This is a genomic window from Metabacillus herbersteinensis (assembly GCF_042433335.1).
In the GTDB taxonomy this organism is placed as follows: domain Bacteria; phylum Bacillota; class Bacilli; order Bacillales; family Bacillaceae; genus Metabacillus; species Metabacillus herbersteinensis.
In genome coordinates this window covers 146865-165279 of sequence record NZ_JBHLVO010000002.1, presented here as the reverse complement: position 1 = coordinate 165279, position 18415 = coordinate 146865, and the positions used below count along the sequence as shown (strand labels likewise).

Annotated in this window: 19 protein-coding genes and 2 pseudogenes; 4 read left to right on the top strand and 17 right to left on the bottom strand. The window is 39.6% G+C overall.

The features are described from left to right. The first annotated feature begins 285 nt into the window (after positions 1–285). Positions 286–1314 (top strand): ion channel, encoded by a 1029-nt coding sequence (locus ACFFIX_RS03820; protein ID WP_378930700.1) that lies wholly within the window; start codon positions 286–288, stop codon positions 1312–1314. Here ACFFIX_RS03820 and ACFFIX_RS03815 read toward each other — a convergent pair. Then, complete coding sequence (locus ACFFIX_RS03815; protein ID WP_378930698.1) at positions 1277–1699, bottom strand: DUF3231 family protein; 423 nt, start codon at positions 1697–1699, stop codon at positions 1277–1279. The two genes, ACFFIX_RS03820 and ACFFIX_RS03815, sit on opposite strands and share 38 nt — an antisense overlap. A gap of 244 nt (positions 1700–1943) precedes the next feature. Here ACFFIX_RS03815 and ACFFIX_RS03810 point away from each other — a divergent pair, with 244 nt between their 5' ends. Both ACFFIX_RS03810 and ACFFIX_RS03805 read left to right on the top strand, forming a co-directional pair. Continuing rightward, a complete protein-coding gene (locus ACFFIX_RS03810; RefSeq protein ID WP_378930696.1) occupies positions 1944–2228 on the top strand; it encodes a hypothetical protein in 285 nt (94 codons plus the stop codon). Positions 2229–2355: 127 nt separating this feature from the next. Beyond that, on the top strand, positions 2356–2511 hold the full coding sequence (locus ACFFIX_RS03805) for a hypothetical protein (RefSeq protein ID WP_378930694.1): 156 nt from the start codon (positions 2356–2358) through the stop codon (positions 2509–2511). A 57-nt stretch (positions 2512–2568) separates the two neighbouring features. Here ACFFIX_RS03805 and ACFFIX_RS03800 read toward each other — a convergent pair whose 3' ends face one another. The 4 genes and pseudogenes from ACFFIX_RS03800 to ACFFIX_RS03785 all read right to left on the bottom strand — a co-directional run bounded on the left by ACFFIX_RS03800 (position 2569) and on the right by ACFFIX_RS03785 (position 6513). Continuing rightward, complete coding sequence (locus ACFFIX_RS03800; protein WP_378930692.1) at positions 2569–2736, bottom strand: hypothetical protein; 168 nt, start codon at positions 2734–2736, stop codon at positions 2569–2571. Between the two features lie 103 nt (positions 2737–2839). Next, the gene (locus ACFFIX_RS03795) at positions 2840–4051 is read right to left on the bottom strand and encodes an iron-containing alcohol dehydrogenase (protein ID WP_378930690.1); all 1212 of its coding nucleotides are present in this window, start codon (positions 4049–4051) and stop codon (positions 2840–2842) included. Between the two features lie 10 nt (positions 4052–4061). Beyond that, complete coding sequence (locus ACFFIX_RS03790) at positions 4062–5591, bottom strand: aldehyde dehydrogenase family protein (protein ID WP_378930686.1); 1530 nt, start codon at positions 5589–5591, stop codon at positions 4062–4064. 32 nt (positions 5592–5623) lie between these two features. Next, positions 5624–6513, bottom strand: a pseudogene (locus ACFFIX_RS03785) (R2-like ligand-binding oxidase). Between the two features lie 151 nt (positions 6514–6664). On the opposite strand from ACFFIX_RS03785, the gene ACFFIX_RS03780 reads away from it, so the two are divergent. Next, entirely contained in the window at positions 6665–7351 is a 687-nt protein-coding gene (locus ACFFIX_RS03780; RefSeq protein ID WP_378930684.1) for a response regulator transcription factor, read from the top strand. Here the strand turns inward: ACFFIX_RS03780 and ACFFIX_RS03775 are convergent. From ACFFIX_RS03775 to ACFFIX_RS03720, 12 genes and pseudogenes are all read right to left on the bottom strand, one after another. Continuing rightward, complete coding sequence (locus ACFFIX_RS03775) at positions 7328–7789, bottom strand: VanZ family protein (protein ID WP_378930682.1); 462 nt, start codon at positions 7787–7789, stop codon at positions 7328–7330. The genes ACFFIX_RS03780 and ACFFIX_RS03775 overlap by 24 nt on opposite strands. 46 nt (positions 7790–7835) lie before the next feature. Next, entirely contained in the window at positions 7836–8336 is a 501-nt protein-coding gene (locus ACFFIX_RS03770; protein WP_378930680.1) for a GNAT family N-acetyltransferase, read from the bottom strand. Positions 8337–8584: 248 nt separating this feature from the next. Beyond that, positions 8585–9187, bottom strand: a pseudogene (gene cobO, locus ACFFIX_RS03765) (cob(I)yrinic acid a,c-diamide adenosyltransferase); the annotation flags it as partial. Continuing rightward, positions 9162–9731: a nitroreductase family protein gene (locus tag ACFFIX_RS03760; RefSeq protein ID WP_378930678.1), complete on the bottom strand. Its 570-nt coding sequence runs from the start codon at positions 9729–9731 to the stop codon at positions 9162–9164. The pseudogene cobO and the gene ACFFIX_RS03760, both read right to left, overlap by 26 nt. Positions 9732–9757: 26 nt before the next feature. Further along, positions 9758–10525, bottom strand: a complete 768-nt coding sequence (gene cobA / locus ACFFIX_RS03755; protein ID WP_378930676.1) for a uroporphyrinogen-III C-methyltransferase — start codon at positions 10523–10525, stop codon at positions 9758–9760. Between the two features lie 62 nt (positions 10526–10587). After that, complete coding sequence (locus tag ACFFIX_RS03750; protein WP_378930674.1) at positions 10588–12111, bottom strand: cobyric acid synthase; 1524 nt, start codon at positions 12109–12111, stop codon at positions 10588–10590. After that, positions 12104–13477, bottom strand: coding sequence for a cobyrinic acid a,c-diamide synthase CobB (locus tag ACFFIX_RS03745; protein ID WP_378930672.1), 1374 nt, complete (start codon positions 13475–13477; stop codon positions 12104–12106). Before ACFFIX_RS03745 ends, ACFFIX_RS03750 begins: the two co-directional genes overlap by 8 nt. Positions 13478–13504: 27 nt before the next feature. Beyond that, a complete protein-coding gene (locus ACFFIX_RS03740) occupies positions 13505–14626 on the bottom strand; it encodes a cobalt-precorrin 5A hydrolase (protein ID WP_378931155.1) in 1122 nt (373 codons plus the stop codon). Beyond that, on the bottom strand, positions 14626–15399 hold the full coding sequence (gene cobM / locus ACFFIX_RS03735; RefSeq protein ID WP_378930670.1) for a precorrin-4 C(11)-methyltransferase: 774 nt from the start codon (positions 15397–15399) through the stop codon (positions 14626–14628). Before cobM ends, ACFFIX_RS03740 begins: the two co-directional genes overlap by 1 nt. After that, a complete protein-coding gene (gene cobI / locus ACFFIX_RS03730) occupies positions 15396–16097 on the bottom strand; it encodes a precorrin-2 C(20)-methyltransferase (RefSeq protein ID WP_378930668.1) in 702 nt (233 codons plus the stop codon). The genes cobM and cobI overlap by 4 nt, the downstream gene beginning before the upstream one ends. Next, entirely contained in the window at positions 16094–17308 is a 1215-nt protein-coding gene (gene cbiE, locus ACFFIX_RS03725) for a precorrin-6y C5,15-methyltransferase (decarboxylating) subunit CbiE (protein ID WP_378930666.1), read from the bottom strand. The genes cobI and cbiE overlap by 4 nt, the downstream gene beginning before the upstream one ends. Beyond that, on the bottom strand, positions 17293–18414 hold the full coding sequence (locus ACFFIX_RS03720) for a cobalt-precorrin-5B (C(1))-methyltransferase (RefSeq protein ID WP_378930664.1): 1122 nt from the start codon (positions 18412–18414) through the stop codon (positions 17293–17295). The genes cbiE and ACFFIX_RS03720 overlap by 16 nt, the downstream gene beginning before the upstream one ends. Position 18415 lies beyond the last annotated feature (1 nt).

Sequence of the window (18415 nt, the reverse complement as noted above, 5' to 3'; positions counted from 1 at the left end):
AATTTCGAATTGTAATACATCGACTTTATAGTTTATATTCTAGAATCTATGGCTCGTGAAATACATAAACTTAATTAATAGGCTGACATTCCGAATGGTTCTCTACTACCCAATACATTATCTTCTTCAACAAATCTTGCCCGGTTACTTCAATAAGAAAAAGGGTTTTACTCTTTATTAAAGTGAAACGAGAGATAATCTTTTAAAATCCTAATCAATCTTGAAATCATTCCCTATTCCCTTCCAAATATATGATAAAATGCCTATAGAGCACAACACGAGGGAGTGAGTACTTTGATTTTCACCAGACGACTCTGGATCAAATTAATTCAGTTGAATACGTGGACATTGGTTTTTGCGACAACCACACTGATCCTAATCAGCAGTTTTGCTATTCACCTTCTAGAACCTGAAACGTTTATAACCCCTTTTGAAGGACTTTGGTGGACGATGACAACCGTGGCAACGGTTGGCTATGGTGATGTTTCACCAACTACGGTAAGAGGTAAAATTTTTGCAATGATTTTGTACGTAGTTGGAATTGGTCTTATGACTGTTTTTATTGGAAAAGTCATTGATTCATTTAGTTTGCGTAAAAGGTTAAAGGAGGAAGGCAAGTTGGTCGTTCAAACAAAAAACCACATTGTTTTAATTAACTGGAGTAAAAAAGCTGAAATTACCTTGCAAGAACTATTACATTCATTTAACGATATTCATATTGTCATTATTGATGAAACGCTTAAGAAAGTTCCGCTTATGCACGAAAGAGTTGACTTTGTAAGCGGAGACCCAGAAAGCGAAGAGGTTTTATTAAAAGCGAATATTCTTGAGTGTAAAACAGCAATGCTTTTTGCACCAGACGCTTTAACGACTGCTTCCCAAGCGGATGGGCAAACTCTCCTTGTTGCGTCAATCCTTAAAGATACTGCAAGTAAATTCGGCAAGAACATTTATACGATTTGTGAAGTTTCAAATTCTAAACATATTCAAGCCTTTGCACATGCTGAAGTGGAAGAGTTCATTACCTCAAACGATACAGCGGCCCATCTTGCAGCACGATCCATTCTCTTCAATGGATCAAGCGAAATTATCCGTCAGCTAACAAGTAACAAAGGACATGACCTCTACCATATTCCTAAAAAGTCCGAGTGGAAGACCTTCTCCGATGCTAGTAACGAATTGGCTTCCAAAGGAGCTCTGTTAATTGCCAACCATAACGATTTGTCGATTATATCAAAGCTTGATCAGGACATTCCGAATGATGCAAAACTTTTTATTATTTGTGATGATGATACTTATCAGCTATTAATGTAATAAGATGTAGGCATATCAGTTTCATAAGAAATAACAAGTATAATAACAAAGCGTACCCAGTCAGTCCATGTAATGTCATAACATGCATATAGACCAACATAAAGGTATCTGTAAATAAGGGAGGAGCATTAAGATTAACATCTTCTTTTTTTGTAAATCCCTTTGGAACAGGATAATTCTCAAGGTTCAGAAAATCTTTAATTTTGATAACATGGGATTCTGCAATGCTAAGAGCAAATTCAAGTATGCCCCTAATGTCTTCATCTTGCACCTTATCAATAGAATGAGTAAAGATACAAATTTCTAAAGTATCATTCATATATTGAGTCCATAGGTTTGCTAGTTCTGATGAAGATAGTCGAACATTATGACTAATATTGTCCACGAAAAAACATCCGAGATTTTATTACACTTGTACTTATTTTTTATCAGATCGCAATAATTAAAATGCCTAACCTTTGAGAAAATATGTATTTTTACACCATAACTTGTAACTTGTAAATTCGTACTTATACTAGGGCATAAAAAGATTATTCTACATCCTTAAAAATCAGTGAAACGTTTATCTAACAATAAAAGCTTGTCATTCTATTTTTTTGTCATCATATACATAGTTTGAGGTGTTGACGATGACAAACTATTCACGTTTTTTTCTATTACTCTCGCTTTTTATAATCCTCTTTAATGGTTCTTCACTCGGATATATCATCTACCAATTTCGGCTCGGCGAAACATTTGGAATCATTCTCTTTCATATAACCTGTCTGTTTGGCGCATTGTGTGCATCAATTGCAAATGAAAAAAATGACACCCCAACATTTTATGAAAAATTCTTTTATTATACGAATCTCGTTGTGTTTTTTTTACCTTATTATTATTTGTTTATTTCAGAGGTCGTATTATCGAACCTGTAAATTCTACACCTAAGGACTGACTTTTCTATCCAACTATTCATGTAAAAAACTTCATTCATCTACCCGACGTTAATGGAAATCGTTTCCTTTATGATTAAAACAAAGGAAACGGATGGAGGGAAATTAGATGTTTGTGAATGAATATATGTTGAAGCTTCTTTATGATATGAAAAGAGAAAAGTTTGAAAAAGAAGTCGAGATGAGTAGGCATCGGAACAAGAATGATTTCGAAACAGCACGAAAAACCAAATGGCAGCTTTTTAGTTTTTTTGGTTCCTTTTGAACGAAGTCAATCAATTGACTTCATTTTTTCGCTAGAATGTCATCAGCAAAAAGCACCTCACTCCTGAGGTGCTTTTTGCTGATTCCTAATTAATTCGTTTCGTTCTCCTCCATCCGCAAGCTCTTCTGAAAATTCACGATCTGGTGGCTCCACAAGTTCAGACGTACGAATTTCAGCAGAGGAAAGGTTATTATTTGGGGCAGCTTCTTCGTTTGGTTTTTTCAATGTAATCAGTCCTTTCTTTTTCCTAGTATGTGTAAATAAGAAGACTTCATACAATAATTAAAAACAGCACTGAACCTTGTCCAGTGCTGAAGTAAACTAATGATTATTTAATTCCCACCGGCACAACCATCTGTCCTACTGCGTGAATTAATTCCTTTGGCATCGGGAAGGAAACGGCCGCAGGATCACCCGCTACAGCTGGGATTGTTCTTTGCAGGTCTTGTTCTGAAATGTTGTACTCAGAGAAGTCGACTGGAAGACCAACCTTGTGTTGAAGCAAGCGGATTTTCTCAATTACACTCGCTAACGCGCCCTGCTGATCTGCATCCTTCACGTCAACGCGTAAAGCCTCGGCCAGCTCGTTAATTTTTGGTAGATACAAGCTAGGGATACTCTCCATCACAACTGGTAAAAAGACGGCATTTGCCAGACCATGTGGAATTCGGAACAATGCACCATACGCATGTGCAAAATTATGAACAGGAATTGCGTTTAATGCATAACTAAATGCCGTGATTCCCATTAAACTTGCATGAAGCATTTCCATTCGAGCATCAATATTCCCACCATCTGAAACTGCTACAGGTAGACTTTTTTCAATTAAACGAATTGCGTGTAATGCATGAGCATCAGTGAGTGCCGTCGCATTTGGCGAAGCGAGTGCCTCAATCGCGTGAGTTAGTGCGTCAAATCCAGTAAACGCAGTAATCATTGGTGGTAACCCAACTGTCAAATCAGGATCCAAAACCGCAATATCCGCACTGATAAATGGATTGATTATGTTCGTCTTCAGTTTAATTTCTTCATTATATATGACCGCAATCGGTGAGACTTCAGATCCCGTTCCCGCAGTTGTCGGAATCGCTATATGTGGAATTGGCATATAGGTCGCCTCAGGAAATGACTCGAATTTAAAGCCACCTGGAATCGCTTCATTAATATCCGTTAATCCGTTGTGCAACGAGTACTTTACTCCTTTAACAGAATCCAGAACACTTCCGCCACCGACCGCGAGCAGAGCGTCAGCACCTACTTCTCGTGCATACCTCGTTGCGTCATTCACACATTTACTTTCTGCATCCTGAGTAATATCTAAATAAACCCCAACAAGCTCAGGACCAACCCCATGCGGAGTTAACTCAAAGATTTGCGCAACTTTATCAACGACGCCTGCATTCTCTAAGCCCCGATCACTAAAAAGAACAACCCGTTTCGCACCAAGACCTCGAAACAAATCTGGAACTAACGCACGCGTATTTGAACCACTATAAATCGCTGTACGCATTGAAAATTGTGAAAAAGTTGTTGATAGCATATAGCTCACCTCATCCTTCAGTATTTGAAAACAAAATTCCGTACCAATTCTTTTTGTGCAGTTCTGGGACCATTGATGTATGTACGTGTTTCGTCTGTGTATAAGCATCGAGCGAGTGCTTGCCCATTTCTCGACCGATTCCGCTTTGCTTATAGCCTCCAAATGGTGCATCGTTTCTCAGCATATGCCAGTCATTAATCCACACGACACCCGCTTGAAGCTTGCGCGCAATGTCATACGCTTTGTTTACATCACGTGTCCAAACACCTGCAGCTAATCCGTAGATTGAATCATTAGCTAATTTAATAACTTCTTCTACTTCTGAATAACGAATAATTGACAAAACCGGTCCAAAAATCTCTTCTTGAGCGATTTTCATATCATTTGTTACATTCGTAAAAATTGTTGGTTCAATAAAATGTCCGCCTTCACAACCAGCTACTTCTACTGCTTTTCCACCACATACCAACGTTGCTCCTTCTTGTTTCCCTGCTTCAATATAGGAAAGAATACTTTCCTTCTGTTTTTTCGAAATAACTGGGCCCATATCTGTTCCAGGATCTAGTGGATTTCCTAGTTTCAACTTACTTGTTAGCCCCACAAGTCCTTCGACAATTTGGTCATGAAGTGCTTCTGGGACAAACAGTCTTGTTCCTGATTCACAAAGTTGACCTGAGTGTAAAAAGACCCCAAACAAGCTACCAGGCAAAGCAATGCTAAGATCCGCATCCACTAAAATGATGTTCGGTGATTTCCCACCAAGCTCAAGCGTTGTATTTTTAATTGTAGCTGCAGCTAGACTCATAATATGGCGACCTACTTCTGTCGATCCAGTAAAAGCCACTTTGTCTACCTTTGGATGCTTGACTAGAGCTTCACCGACGTCAGCACCAGAACCTGTGACAACATTAATTACCCCTGGAGGAACAATTTTAGAAATGATTTCTGCTAATTTTAACGTGGACAGCGGTGTGTAGCTTGCAGGTTTAATAACCACTGTATTTCCCATTGCTAAAGCAGGGGATATTTTCCAAGTTGCGATTAACATCGGCATATTCCAAGGTGTGATCGCCGCACAAACTCCGATTGGTTCTCTCCAAATCATGCTGTGTGCTGGACCTGGAAACGGTGGAGATGGCAATGTTTCAGAAAATGGATACTCTAATGTGAACTTAGCCAAGGTTTGAAACAAATCGGCCATTTGCAAAATATCACTCGATGCAATCCGTCGAATAGTCCCACCCGAACTAATCGATTCTAGGTAGGCTAATTCCTCAGCATGCGCAATTATCCCATGTGAAATGGCAAATAAAACCTTTGACCGTTCTTTAGGGTTCATATTTTTCCAGTTCGTATTGTCAAACGCTTCTCGAGCAGCTAAAACGGCTTTTTCAACATCTTGTTCTGTTCCTTTTGCTACTCTTGCCACTACTTCTCCTGTGGCAGGGTTAACAACGTCAAATAATTCATTACTGCTGGATGGTTCCCACTTTCCATTAATAAACAGTGGGAATGTTTGTACTTCCAAATCTACTGACATGTTTCTCCTCCTTCGCTTGGGTTTAATTTAACTTAAACAATTCCTACTTCTTTTTCTGTTAGTTTATATATCTCTTCTATTTTCTTGTTTTTTGCTCTTGCTAGAATCTCCATACGAATCGACAACTGCTTCATTGTAAAATTCATCGTTTCCTCAATATTTACACCGAATGAACTTTTCCCTGAGCTAATCCCTTCCTGATTTAATCTGATTGCAAGTGGGGCAAGCTCTTCCATTCTTCGTGCTACTTGGTCAAAAAGATGTGGGTGTTCGCAAATTAATCGTTGCAGTAAAAACGTTCCATAACCGATATGTCTAGATTCATCTCTTTTTAACAACCCAATTCCTTTTAAAAGACCAGGCATAATTCCAGCTTTTTCTAACGACTGATAAAAAGAAAAATAACCTGTTTCAGCGAGAACTCCTTCAACAAACATGTTGTATACGGTTGATGCTTCAGCAATGGCTTCTGGTGATTGATCGTGGATGAGCCGTTCCATTGTTGTAGGAAGTAATGAATAGAATATCGTTTGATAGGTTTCAGTATGAAAGGAAGATAGATCACCTTTTTCTCCAATCGCATTCAAGGCAAGTCGGAAAAATTCAGTATGCTTTGCTTCTCAAATAAAAAGGTCGTTAAAAACATTTCTTCTTCAAGACGGCCTTCTTTTGCAATCGTCATAATTAGCGGGAGCAAGTCTAGGGTTACAGCTTCTTCACCTGCTTGAAACTGCGAAATGAGACGCAATACTTCATTACGTTGGTCTGCATTAAGTGTCTGCCAGTCCTTTGCATCTTGACTAAAATCAATGTCTACTGGGTTCCAGATTCCAAATTTCTTTGCTTTTTGATACAAACGAAATGGCAATGAGTCCTCCAGCAACCCTCGACTACTTGTAGTAAGAATTGCCCGTTTCTCCATTCGCTCTAGCCTCCTCCTCAAAAATCGTAGCCTTACAAGTTTTTATTATTTAAATTTTCAGTGATTAATAGTTGTAAGGGTTTACATATCTAGTGTACGATTAAAACGGTAGAGTTCATATTACTGAAAATGTAGGGGGGTAAATTGTCGAATGGGCAATTTAGGAGTCTATGAGTATATGAAAGAGGTTTCTAAAATACAAGATGGACTAATGAAAGCCGAAATGATGATCCGTGGCTGTGTTCAATTTTTTCCATTTCAGCGCGCTTCTATTTTTGCTTACTCTCCTTTAAACCATATTGGAGAAGGTATTTTTCAAATCGAGAAAGATCGGCTTCTTCCAATGCAGTGGATTAAAGAAGATGTTCGCCTGATTCCAGCCGTACATCAAGCAGTTACGATCAATCAACCACAGTACCTTGATATGACAAAATCAAAAGGACTTTTTCCAGAAAAGTACATTCAGCGATTTGAGCTCACTTCTCTCGTTATTATTCCAATTAGTCAATTAAATAACGTGTTCGGTTGCGTCTTTATCGACCGTTACACAGGAAAACACCCATTTAACAAAAACGAGATCAACCGACTATCAGACTATTTTCAAATCATCCTTGACTCTCCAAATTCAGAAAAAACTCCAACACATAAACTTAGTAAACGGGAAATTGAAGCACTTCAATTTTTAGCAAACGGCTACTCTTTAAAGGAAATGGCTTCAACCATGAAGATTAGTGAGTTTACAGTAAGAGATTATTTAAGTTCAGTGGTCAGGAAACTGGCTGTAAAACACAGATCTGAGGCGGTCGCAGTTGGGCTACGACGTGGAATTATTAGATGAAAACTGTCTAAACAGCTTTACAAACCCCTTTAAAACGAAAGACCCAAACAATCCTCCAACTGTATTAAGAATCAAATCATCAACATCAAATGCGCCAACTAGAAACAAAAGTTGTGCGCTCTCAATGCCAAAAGAAGTAAGAGCTGACACGACGAGAATTTTCCCAGCAGAATAACTTCTCCTCGTTACTAAAGGTAGGAAAAACCCAAGCGGCATAAAGGCTAAAATATTACCAAAAAATTGATCTGCAGGCGAACCTCCTCTGAACGTTGAAAAATACCCAGCAATCGTTTTAAAAGGAAGGAGATTATAAGAAAATGTCCCCGAAACAGAGGCACGGTAATTCGAGAAAAATAGCAAGTAGCTTAATAGGGCCAGGTAGCAGAAAAAACAAAGTAAAGTTAACCTGAATAAAATTCGATTTGAGTGCTTTAGCATATAGTTAAATCCTTTATTTGTAATTTAGTTACCAAAGTTACATGTTCTAGTTAAGAAACAGCACCATATGTTCTTCATCTAAATAGCACTCTTCAAGCTTTAACGCCCTTTTTTCCAAACCAAAAACCTCAAATCCCATTGCGGTGTACAACTTTTTTGCAGACTGATTTGTCGTTACTACAGTTAAGTATATTTGTTCAATTTCTTCAAATTTCCTTGCCTCATTAATGACTGCTTCCATTAATAATTGCCCTATTTTTTGTCCACGGTGACTTGGTGCGACATACATAGCAAAGATTGTAGCACGATGCTTAAGTTTTACTTTCGTTTCTATTACGAGTGTAACCACACCCACCAACTTCTCCTCTTCGAATGCACCTAATGTAATTGCTTCCGGTATGCCGAATCTTTTTCCGTAATCGTTAGCAGTTAGCCCCTTTTCTTCCTCATAACTAGAACCAAATGCATCAGGATGATATTGGAGAGCCTTTAATCTTAACTCTCGATAAAGGATTGCATCTTCTTTTATTAACTTTCTAATTTGCATGTAGCTTCCCTCACTGTCATTTAATCAAATTGAATAAGCAGCTGAAACTCGTATTTAGCTGTTAAACTTCAACTATTTACTTTCCCACAAATTTTTATTAAGTATTGAGGTGTGCATATGTAGCTTATTTTTTTAGGATACCAGAAAAGCTATTTTACCAAAAGGGGTACGTTTAAAAACCCTGAGCTCATTTTTTGAACACAAGGTTTTTTTTATGTATTTAATCTTTTTTAAGTTTTATAAAACTCTTAAAACTCTAAGCCTACTACAGCAGGAATTCCTTCATTATAGTAATGCTTAGTTGGGTTCATTTCTGTAACTAGGTCAGCCAATTCTATGATGTCTTGGTTAGCTGATCGACCTGTTATTACAACATGCATCGAAGCTGGGCGGTTACGAATCAGCTCCACTACTTCATGGAGTGGCAGGACATCTTCAATAGGAAAACGTTCAATAGCCAGTGCGTTATTTAGTTCATCGAGAATAACGAGATCATAATTTCCAGACCTTACTTTTTCTTTTGTGAACGTCCATGCTTTCTGTAATGCCTCCCGATGTTCTTCAGGTGTTTTTGTCCATGTAAACCCTACGCCTGTTTGAACCATCTCAATCCCGAGCTTATCAAAGACGATTTTTTCGCCATATGTTCGCTGCGGAGATTTTATAAATTGAATCATCAAAACTCGTTTACCCCTACCAATTGCGCGAATGGCAAGTCCAAGCGATGCTGTCGTTTTTCCTTTTCCATCTCCCGTATATACTAAGACAAGGCCTTTATTTCGTTGAATCTCTGTCATACTACCTCCCCTTTCTTCACACCTTGTTCTACAACCAAATTGTTTTTTCCTTAAACGGAGTCCGTTGTGGGTTTTTCATTTTTTCTAGTGAGACTTGATCGGGATATCCGATAAAAAGATTTCCGACAACTTTTTTGTTTTCTGGTGATCCAATAAAGTTGTATAGGCGAGCATCGTGTACAAGTCCAACTCCTCTTGTCCGCCATACAAACCCTAATTCAAGCTCTTGTGCAGCAAGCCACATCGAATGAATGGCACAACATACGGCAAATTCATTGTCTTTCGTAGCATCAACGTCACCCTGAACGATGTCTGTAGTCACAACAATATGAACGGGGGTTGTTTTTACTACCTTCAGAGAGCTTTCCACCAAATGCGGTTTTGTCGGAAATCTTTCAGTCAAATAGTCCTCCGCAAGCTGTTCATACTGTTTTTTTGAATCTCCTTTAATCACATAAAAACTCCAAGGTTCCCTCAAACGATCATTTGGTGCCCATGTCGCTGCCTCTAAAAGGCGCTCAATCTTCTCATCTTCGACATCACGCCCATCATAATCCCGAATCGCTCGACGCTTTTTTAATTCTGTCAGTATTGACATTTCTTTACCACCTTATCTACACATTCCTAAACCGAGATTCCCTTTAAGTCTTCAAACCAATTTAATTTCTTACGTAGCTGTACAACTTCTCCGACTAGAACGATCGCAGGATGAGTAATTTCTGCTTCCTCAGCTTCCTTTTCAATCGTTAACAAGCTACCTGTAACGGTTTTTTGATGTTCAGTTGTCCCCCATTGAATGATTGCAACTGGAGTTTCAGGATTTCTCCCATGCTTTACTAACATGGTGCAAATATGATGCAGATTTCCAATTCCCATGTAAAATGCAAGTGTATCTATACCTTGAGCAAGGGCTGACCAGTTCAAATAATCATTCTCTTTCTCTGAACGACCATGACCGGTTACAATCGCAAACGTTGTCGCATAATCACGGTGTGTGACCGGTATTCCAGCATAAGCTGGTGCAGCAATTCCTGAAGTAATACCTGGCACAATCTCATAAGAAATATTTTGTTCTGCCAGCACTTCAGCCTCTTCTCCTACACGTCCAAACACACATGGGTCTCCCCCTTTTAAGCGGGTAACAATCTTTCCTTCACTTGCTTTTTCAACTAAGAGAGTGTGTATTTGCTCCTGAATGATTGCATGTTTTCCTGGAAGCTTTCCACAGAAAATAAGTTCTGCGTCCTTTTTCGCATAGTTTAACAGTTCATTATTAATGAGACGATCATATAAAATGACATCCGCGTTTTCGATACATTCCTTTCCATAAACGGTTATTAGCTTCGGGTCCCCTGGTCCTGCTCCAACAAGAAAAACTTTCCCTTTTTTCATCGTATACCCCACCTCTTTCTAGTCAATTAATTCTCTTACTCTCTAAAGACTTTCATTAAAATTTAGGAATCCACTAGTTCCGACTTCATTTGAAATTCTCTCATTTTTTCTTCAATAACATCAAGTTTTACATGGTGCCTGAGGTGATCTGCTAAACGGTCAAAGGCTTGTTCTCTTAGTTGATTAAACGAAATTCGGTCATTTATAGGATCAAGCCCTTTCCCTTTTCGAATCGTGTTAAGGAGTAATGTTCTGAAATCGTCATTAAGAAAAATCCCATGAAAATATGTTCCGATCACTTTTTGATCAAGGCTGATACAACCTTCGTTTCGATTACCCATATTTATTAGGGATTGACAATCGTCCATAAATCTCGTTTCTCCCATATGGATTTCATACCCCTTTACTCGCATCGTTTGATTTTGATAGACAAGATCACCCTCTGATAATACGGTTGTTTTATAGTCTGTGATCGTTGTATGAAGAGGAAGCAATCCTAGACCGTCTATTTTTAAATGCTGGGATTCGATACCAGCTGGATCATCAATAACTTGACCAAGCATTTGATAGCCACCACAAACTCCAAAGATCAATGCAGTCTTCTCACCGTACACTTTTAGTACTTTGTCTAAAATTCCACTTTCTCGTAAAAACAATAGATCCTCAATTGTATTTTTACTACCAGGAAGAATGATCACGTCTGGATCCTGTAGTTGTTCTGCCCTTGTAATAAACCGGACATGGCAGTCATCTTCAACAAAAAATGGATCGACATCGGTAAAATTAGAAATTCTCGGATACTGGATAACAGCTATGTCAATCTCTTTCTCTTTATTTTTATCTGGTTTATACTGATCTAAAATAACAGAGTCTTCTGCATCAATATTTAGATTAGGTAAGTAAGGGACAACACCAAGCACCGGCTTTCCCGTATATTCCTCAAACCACTTTAAACCGGGTTCTAAAAGTTTTAAATCACCGCGGAATTTGTTTATTATAACTCCAATAATTCGGTCCTTATCCTCTTTCTCTAAGAGTTGGAGTGTCCCTACTAAACTAGCAAAAACTCCGCCTTTTTCGATATCACCAATCAGGACCACAGGTGCGTTTGCCATTCGTGCTACTCTCATATTCACCATTTCTCGATCATTTAAGTTTACTTCCGCAGGACTACCTGCTCCTTCGATGACAATTCGTTCATAAGTACGTGTGAGAGTGGCAAGGGATTCCTCTATTAACTGTAAACCTTTGTGAAAAAATTCACTTCGGTATTGCCCTGCCTCCATGTTTTTATAGGGCTTTCCATGTACGACAATTTGGGCTTGGGTTTCCCGATTTGGTTTAATTAGGATAGGATTCATATCGGTTGTGGCCATGATACCAGCCGCTTCAGCTTGAACACCTTGAGCTCTTCCAATCTCTTTACCATCAATTGTGATGTAAGAGTTTAACGACATATTTTGTGATTTAAAAGGGGATGTCAGATAACCATCCTGAGCAAAAATACGGCAAAAACCCGTTACAATCACACTTTTTCCTGCATCAGAATGTGTTCCTTGGAACATTAATGGAAGGGCTTTAGTCATGATCTCTAAACTCCTTGCATTGAGTGATCCAGTTTTCAACCATTTCTGGACACGACCCAAAATGAAAATGAGTGTAGCCAGCAATTAGATTACCATTTACATACCCCTCTTTTTTCACTCCACGCATTCCTTTTGTTTCATAGGCATTTTTTACAATCTCTTCATTTGGATGAAAGGTTGAATAATGAAACTCGTGTCCTTTCGCTAGTAAACCACCTTTCAAAAGAAAATTCCCTTCTAAACCGGTAATTTCACGATAACCAAGTGCAGCTAATTTCGTTTGCATTTTTACTTTACCTGGAACAACACCGAGCATTTTATGTTTACTTCCATCCGTCGTTTCAATTGCTTCTGTTAGATACATAAATCCTCCGCATTCAGCAAGTGTTGGTAAGCCTTTTTGAAGGGCGTCCTTGATTGATCGCATGACATCCGTTTGTTCTGCTAAGTCAGCTGCAAATTCTTCAGGAAACCCACCACCAAGGTATAGTCCGTCTGCATGCTCGGGAAGTGTTTCTCCTCTTAATGGAGAAAACTCAACGATATCTGCTCCAAAGGCTTCCAATAGTTCAAGGTTTTCCTTGTAATAAAAGTTAAATGCTTCATCCTTTGCTATCGCAATCCGAACATTCTGCTTTGGCATATGTTGAAACAAAGATTCTTCAATGTGAATAATGGGTGCTTCTGCTAACTCATACAAACGATCAATGTCAATTGTTTCAGAAACAAGCTGACCTAATTGGTTAAAGAATGTATCAAGTTCCCCTCGTTCAATCGATGGTACAAGCCCTAAATGTCTTTCAGGAATTTCAATCCTTTCATCCCTCTTCAAGTAACCAACAACTGGAATTTGACATTCTTGTTGTATTGCTTCTTTCACAATCTCAAAGTGTCCTTTACTGCCAACATTATTAGCAATGACAGCGACGATATTTGGACCTTCTGCAAAGCATTGAAATCCTTTAACGATTGCAGCCGCACTTCGGGCCATGCTGGCACAATTGACGACTAATACAACTGGACTTTTTGTGATCATACTAATTTCAGCCGTTGTCCCGCTATTGGTCAGTGGATCTTTTCCATCGTAAAAACCCATGACTCCTTCAATAATGGCAAGATCCGCTCCTCGACTTCCGTGATAAAAAATCCCCTTTACCATTTCGTGAGAAAGCATCCAGCTGTCTAGGTTCCGCGATGCTCTACCTGTTACTGCTGTATGATAGGTTGGATCAATATAATCTGGGCCACATTTAAAGCCCTGTACTGTGTAGCCCTTTTTTTTAAAGGCTGACATTAATCCAATGGTCAAGGTTGTTTTCCCAACCCCACTACCCGTTCCTGCAATAACGAGTCTTCGATTTGACATCATTTTCCCTCCCTGTTGTGTAGCCACTTAAAAGGGTGTGACGGCAACTGAAATCGTCACATTGCCTGATTTTTTCTTCACTAGAGCAAGACTTCCTGCACCGCTATATAGCATAGCTGCCGGCTCACTTACTCCGTATGCACCTGTATATGTAAAGACTGTTTCTGATGGCTTTTTGATCTCTACTTCATTTAATTGTTCAGGTGTGTACGTCACAAAATCCCAAGAATACTTATTGGTCACATCGATTAAGCCTTGCTCATCCTTTTTCAGGTCAATTGTACAAAGAGCTTTTACACTTTTTATCGAAAAACCTAATTCATTAAGGGTTTCACTTATAACTGTTTCAATTTCATCACTTGATGTTCCTCGGTTACAGCCCATACCGATGGCAATAACCTTGGGACGGTATAGTACACCGTTTCTCAAAATCAATTCCTCTTCTTCGGTTAGCATTCTATGTGTGACAACAAGTGCAGCGTCATGCTCGACACTAAGCGCTTCACGAACAGTTGAATATGTTTTAATAGTAGGAGGAACTGGACTATTATAATGCCACCATTCTCTTTCCCCTGATTCTTGAACAACAACCACTCGTTCTTCATTCACAACCGAGGCACTAACTGGAGTCAATTTTTCTGCCGACTCCCAAGTCCATCCAAACCGCTTACCGAATAAATCTACAGGAATTGTTTTTTGAACATCAGAGGCTGTCGTAATAATTGGACGGGCATTAAGAGCTGCAGCAACTTCCTTCGTTAGCTCATTTGCCCCACCTATATGTCCAGATAGGACACTGATCACATGCTCTGCCTTGTCATCAATGACCACAACACCTGGGTCTGTTTTTTTATCTTTTAAAAGCGGGGCAATCATGCGAACCACCGCTCCGAGCGAAATAATCAAAATGATCCCTTTGTATGATTGAAAAAGAGAGGGTAAAAGAAGACGGACACTTCCCTCAAACAGTTGAACCTGCTTTTCTTCCTCATCTCCCCGCTCAAATTTACTCATATAATAAACATCCGCTTGTTGAAAGGTTGAACCAAGTTTTCGTGCAACATCAACGCCATGCTTCGTAATCGCGACGATCGCGTACTCCCCATTTTGGTTAATTTCTGGGCAAGTTCCTTCTGCTAATGCCAAAATCACGACTGTATCCCCTTTCTAAATCCGTGCGTAAATTCTTTGTCATAGAGCTTCGAGCGGAAGTCTTTATCGTGAATCTGTTCATCAAGTGCCCAGCCAGCCAAGATCATGGCCTGTTTACGGATTCCATTCTCTTTCATTGCAACATCCAACCCGGCAACCGTTGTGCGAACAATTTTTTGATCTGGCCATGTTGCTTTATAGACGACAACGATTGGGGTGTCCTCCTTCCAACCAGCATCGATCAATTCCCTCATGACTTTTTTTGTTAAGGTTGCACTTAAAAATAAAGCAATCGTGCAATGATGACCTGCTAAACTCTTTAATTTTTCAAACTCAGGGACAGGTGTACGCCCTTCTGCTCTTGTTAAAATCACCGTTTGAGTTAAATCTGGGATCGTAAGCTCTGCCCCAGCAGCAGCAGCAGATGCAAATACTGAACTCACTCCTGGAATAATTTCAACGTCTACTTCTTTTTTCTTCAAAAGAGCAATTTGTTCCATGATCGCTCCATAAACAGCAGGATCTCCAGTATGAACACGAACGACCTTTTTACCATTTTTCAAGCGGTCAACCATCAGATCAACCATTTCCTCAAGGTGCATACCTGCCGTTTTCAGTATCTCTGCAGATGGTTTTGATTTTCTGATTAACTCCTCATTAACAAGAGAGTCAGCATAAAGGACTACGTCTGCCTCTTCTAAATGCTTTAATCCTTTTACAGTGATTAAATCAGGATCTCCTGGCCCTGCGCCAATAATTGTTATTTTCATTTTCTCACCACCATTAACGTTAAATATTCAAGCTCAACTCCGTCAAGCTCATTGATATTCCAAATGATTTCTTCTTGTGATGTGACTTTAGTGACAACAGAAGCTTTATCTAGTAAATCAAGATCACGTAACACGGTTAACATGAGATCAATGACCTTTGCAACTTTAATAAACACAACACAGTCGTTTTCTTCAATGACTTTTTTCATTGTTTCATAGTCATCACGGGCCGGAATAATGGCAACATGATCATCGCCATCTGCTAGAGGAATGCCGAGTCTTGATGCTGCTCCATTAATCGATGATATTCCAGGTATCGTTGAGATTGATACTTCTGGATGCGATGACTTCATCATTTTCATCATATGGATAAACGTACTGTACAGTAAAGGATCGCCTTCTGTTACAAAAGCCACGTCCTTTCCGTCCTTAAGCTTTTCCCATACCTGCTCAACTGTTTCTGTCCATTTTCGTTTTAGAATATCGGGATCCTTTGTCATTGGAAAAACAAGGCCTAGCATGTCCTTTTCCTCTGGGCTAAAATAGACATCAATAATTTTGTGGGCATAGCTTTTGCTTCCTTTAAGCTTCTTCGGATACGCAATCACTGGTGACTCTTTTAGTTTTCGAAACGCCTTCACTGTAATGAGCTCGGGGTCACCAGGCCCGACACCCACACCATATAAAGTACCGATCATTTTAGATCCCCTTTCTTTCGCTTAGCTGTAATGATATAGATTGGATTTAAAGCATCAAAGCGCGTTAAGTTTAATATGGGCTTACTTCTAGAAATTTGAACGAGTGTGATGGTTGTTTCAAAGTTTCTCTCTTTAAACGCTTGAAGTGCTTGGGCAAGATTTTCGATTGTAACAGCATTTAACACGATACGACCTTCTTCTTTAAGACGGGCACAGCATATATCTAGTATCGTTTCCATTCCACCTGCTGTTCCTCCAATAAAAATGGCATCAGGATCTTTAAACTCCTTTAAACCATCTGGCGCCTTCCCCCCTACAACAGTAAAATCGGTACGGAACTTCAGCATGTTTTGTTTGCAATTTTCAAGATCTGCCTCATTCTTTTCGATGGCAAATACTTCACCTTCTTTTGCGATTCTTGCCGCTTCAATTGCAATTGAACCCGTACAAGTTCCAATGTCCCAAACAATGCTATCCTTTTTCAATTGAAGGTTACTTACACTTAGCGTTCGTATTTCTTTTTTTGTAATCAGCCCTTTATCAGGCTTTCGTTGTGCGAATTCTTCATCTTCAATTCCAAATGACCAAGTTGGATGAGGTCTTTGTTTTTTTAAAAGAACAACGTTTAGAGAAGAAAACTCCTCGTCCACCATCTCTCCTAGTTCAAACCAACGACAGCGCTCGTTTTTGCCACCTATGTTCTCTGCGACAAATGCTCGGTACTCTATCATTCCGTATGTAAGTAAATATTCTGCAATTCGATTTGGTGAATTCTCTTGATCCGTTAAAATCGCTACTTTTTCTAGTCCATCAATTCGCTGGGCTAGACCTTGTATACTCCGGCCATGCACACTCGTAAAATAGGCATCTTGCCAACTTTCACCCATTTTAGCGAAAGCTAGTTGAACCGAACTTAAATACGGATAGATTTCCAGATTCACTTTGCTAGATAAATAGTTTCCAATTCCATAAAACATCGGGTCTCCAGATGCTAAAACGACGACCTTTTTTGTTTCGTTTTGGAGCCGTTCCACTAGTGAGAGAAGTCCTCCTTTAATCATGACCTTCTCTCCTTTAAATTCAGGAAAAAAGGATAGCTGACGCTTACCACCAATTAATACATCACTTTCATGTATCCATTGTTCATAGATGGGGAGGAGACTTTCTTGTCCCTCTTCACCAATCCCAATTACTTTTATTGTTTGTTCCATGTTTGCTCCACCGCCTTTCCTAAAAATTCGCCCTTCATTGTGTAAAGGGTTGTTTCAATTTCTATGCTACCAGCAACCTCGTTTAAGGCAGCTATGCAACAGGAAGTACAAAGCTTTTCAAAAAATGCCGGGAAGTTGTTGTCTGACATGATGCTTCCAACCTGTGTCGCCGTATTTGCACCCCTTATTTGCTCGAGGAGATCTTCCGATGCACCCACTTCATTTGCCACATCTGCCAAAAAGTTAAAATCAACAGGTGCACTTTTTGAATGGACCATCATCACACCTTGGGCAACCTTTGAAAATTTCCCCATCATCCCGACCATTGAGACCTTCTTTACCCCTTGCCGTTTACATTGCTTAAGCGTAAAACCAACAAAATCACCCATTTCGATGAATGCTTCCTCAGGGAGGTCTGGATATTGCTTAATTCCGTATTTTTCACTACGTCCACCTGTCGTTATGACGATATGGTCACATTTACTTGCTCTTGCAACACTTATTGCCTGTACAATACTCGCTTTATAGGCAGCTGATGAAAAAGGAACGACAATCCCACGGGTACCTAAAATCGAAATGCCTCCAAGAATACCCAGGCGGCCATTAAGCGTTTTTTTTGCCATTTCTTCGCCATCAGGAACTGAAATAATAACGTTAACCCCTTTAGATACCCCATGTTCATCAAGTACTTCTTGAGTTGTTTGGAGAATCATTTTTCGAGGGACAGGGTTTATAGCTGCTTCCCCTACAGGAACTGGTAGGCCTTCTTTCGTGACACGACCTACTCCAATTCCACCGTCCAACGTGATACCTGGGTGATCCGACCAGCTTACAGTCGATAAGATGAGGGCTCTATGCGTCGCATCAGGATCATCTCCAGCGTCTTTTATTGTTCCGACTGTGACTGAGTTTGACGAAACTTCACAGCTTTCCATTTGAAAGGTAGCATGTCGTCCAACTGGTAGGTAAATCGTTGCCTCTTTTTGGTGCTCACCGGTAATTAGGGCTAATAATGCAGCCTTTGTCGTAGCTGTCGCACAGGCACCGGTTGTATATCCTTCTCTGAGCTTTTTCGGTTCATTTCCGTCGTCTTTCTGCTTCTTCATA

Coding starts and splice junctions, on each gene's coding strand:
- ACFFIX_RS03780 (WP_378930684.1), top strand. CDS start 6,665: ATGGGCAATTTAGGAGTCTATGAGTATATGAAAGAGGTTTCTAAAATA.
- cbiE (WP_378930666.1), bottom strand. CDS start 17,308: ATGGAACAAACAATAAAAGTAATTGGGATTGGTGAAGAGGGACAAGAA.
- ACFFIX_RS03745 (WP_378930672.1), bottom strand. CDS start 13,477: ATGTCAAATCGAAGACTCGTTATTGCAGGAACGGGTAGTGGGGTTGGG.
- ACFFIX_RS03775 (WP_378930682.1), bottom strand. CDS start 7,789: ATGCTAAAGCACTCAAATCGAATTTTATTCAGGTTAACTTTACTTTGT.
- ACFFIX_RS03750 (WP_378930674.1), bottom strand. CDS start 12,111: ATGACTAAAGCCCTTCCATTAATGTTCCAAGGAACACATTCTGATGCA.
- ACFFIX_RS03720 (WP_378930664.1), bottom strand. CDS start 18,414: ATGAAGAAGCAGAAAGACGACGGAAATGAACCGAAAAAGCTCAGAGAA.
- cobA (WP_378930676.1), bottom strand. CDS start 10,525: ATGAAAAAAGGGAAAGTTTTTCTTGTTGGAGCAGGACCAGGGGACCCG.
- ACFFIX_RS03810 (WP_378930696.1), top strand. CDS start 1,944: ATGACAAACTATTCACGTTTTTTTCTATTACTCTCGCTTTTTATAATC.
- ACFFIX_RS03770 (WP_378930680.1), bottom strand. CDS start 8,336: ATGCAAATTAGAAAGTTAATAAAAGAAGATGCAATCCTTTATCGAGAG.
- ACFFIX_RS03805 (WP_378930694.1), top strand. CDS start 2,356: ATGTTTGTGAATGAATATATGTTGAAGCTTCTTTATGATATGAAAAGA.
- cobI (WP_378930668.1), bottom strand. CDS start 16,097: ATGATCGGTACTTTATATGGTGTGGGTGTCGGGCCTGGTGACCCCGAG.
- ACFFIX_RS03760 (WP_378930678.1), bottom strand. CDS start 9,731: ATGTCAATACTGACAGAATTAAAAAAGCGTCGAGCGATTCGGGATTAT.
- cobM (WP_378930670.1), bottom strand. CDS start 15,399: ATGAAAATAACAATTATTGGCGCAGGGCCAGGAGATCCTGATTTAATC.
- ACFFIX_RS03790 (WP_378930686.1), bottom strand. CDS start 5,591: ATGTCAGTAGATTTGGAAGTACAAACATTCCCACTGTTTATTAATGGA.
- ACFFIX_RS03795 (WP_378930690.1), bottom strand. CDS start 4,051: ATGCTATCAACAACTTTTTCACAATTTTCAATGCGTACAGCGATTTAT.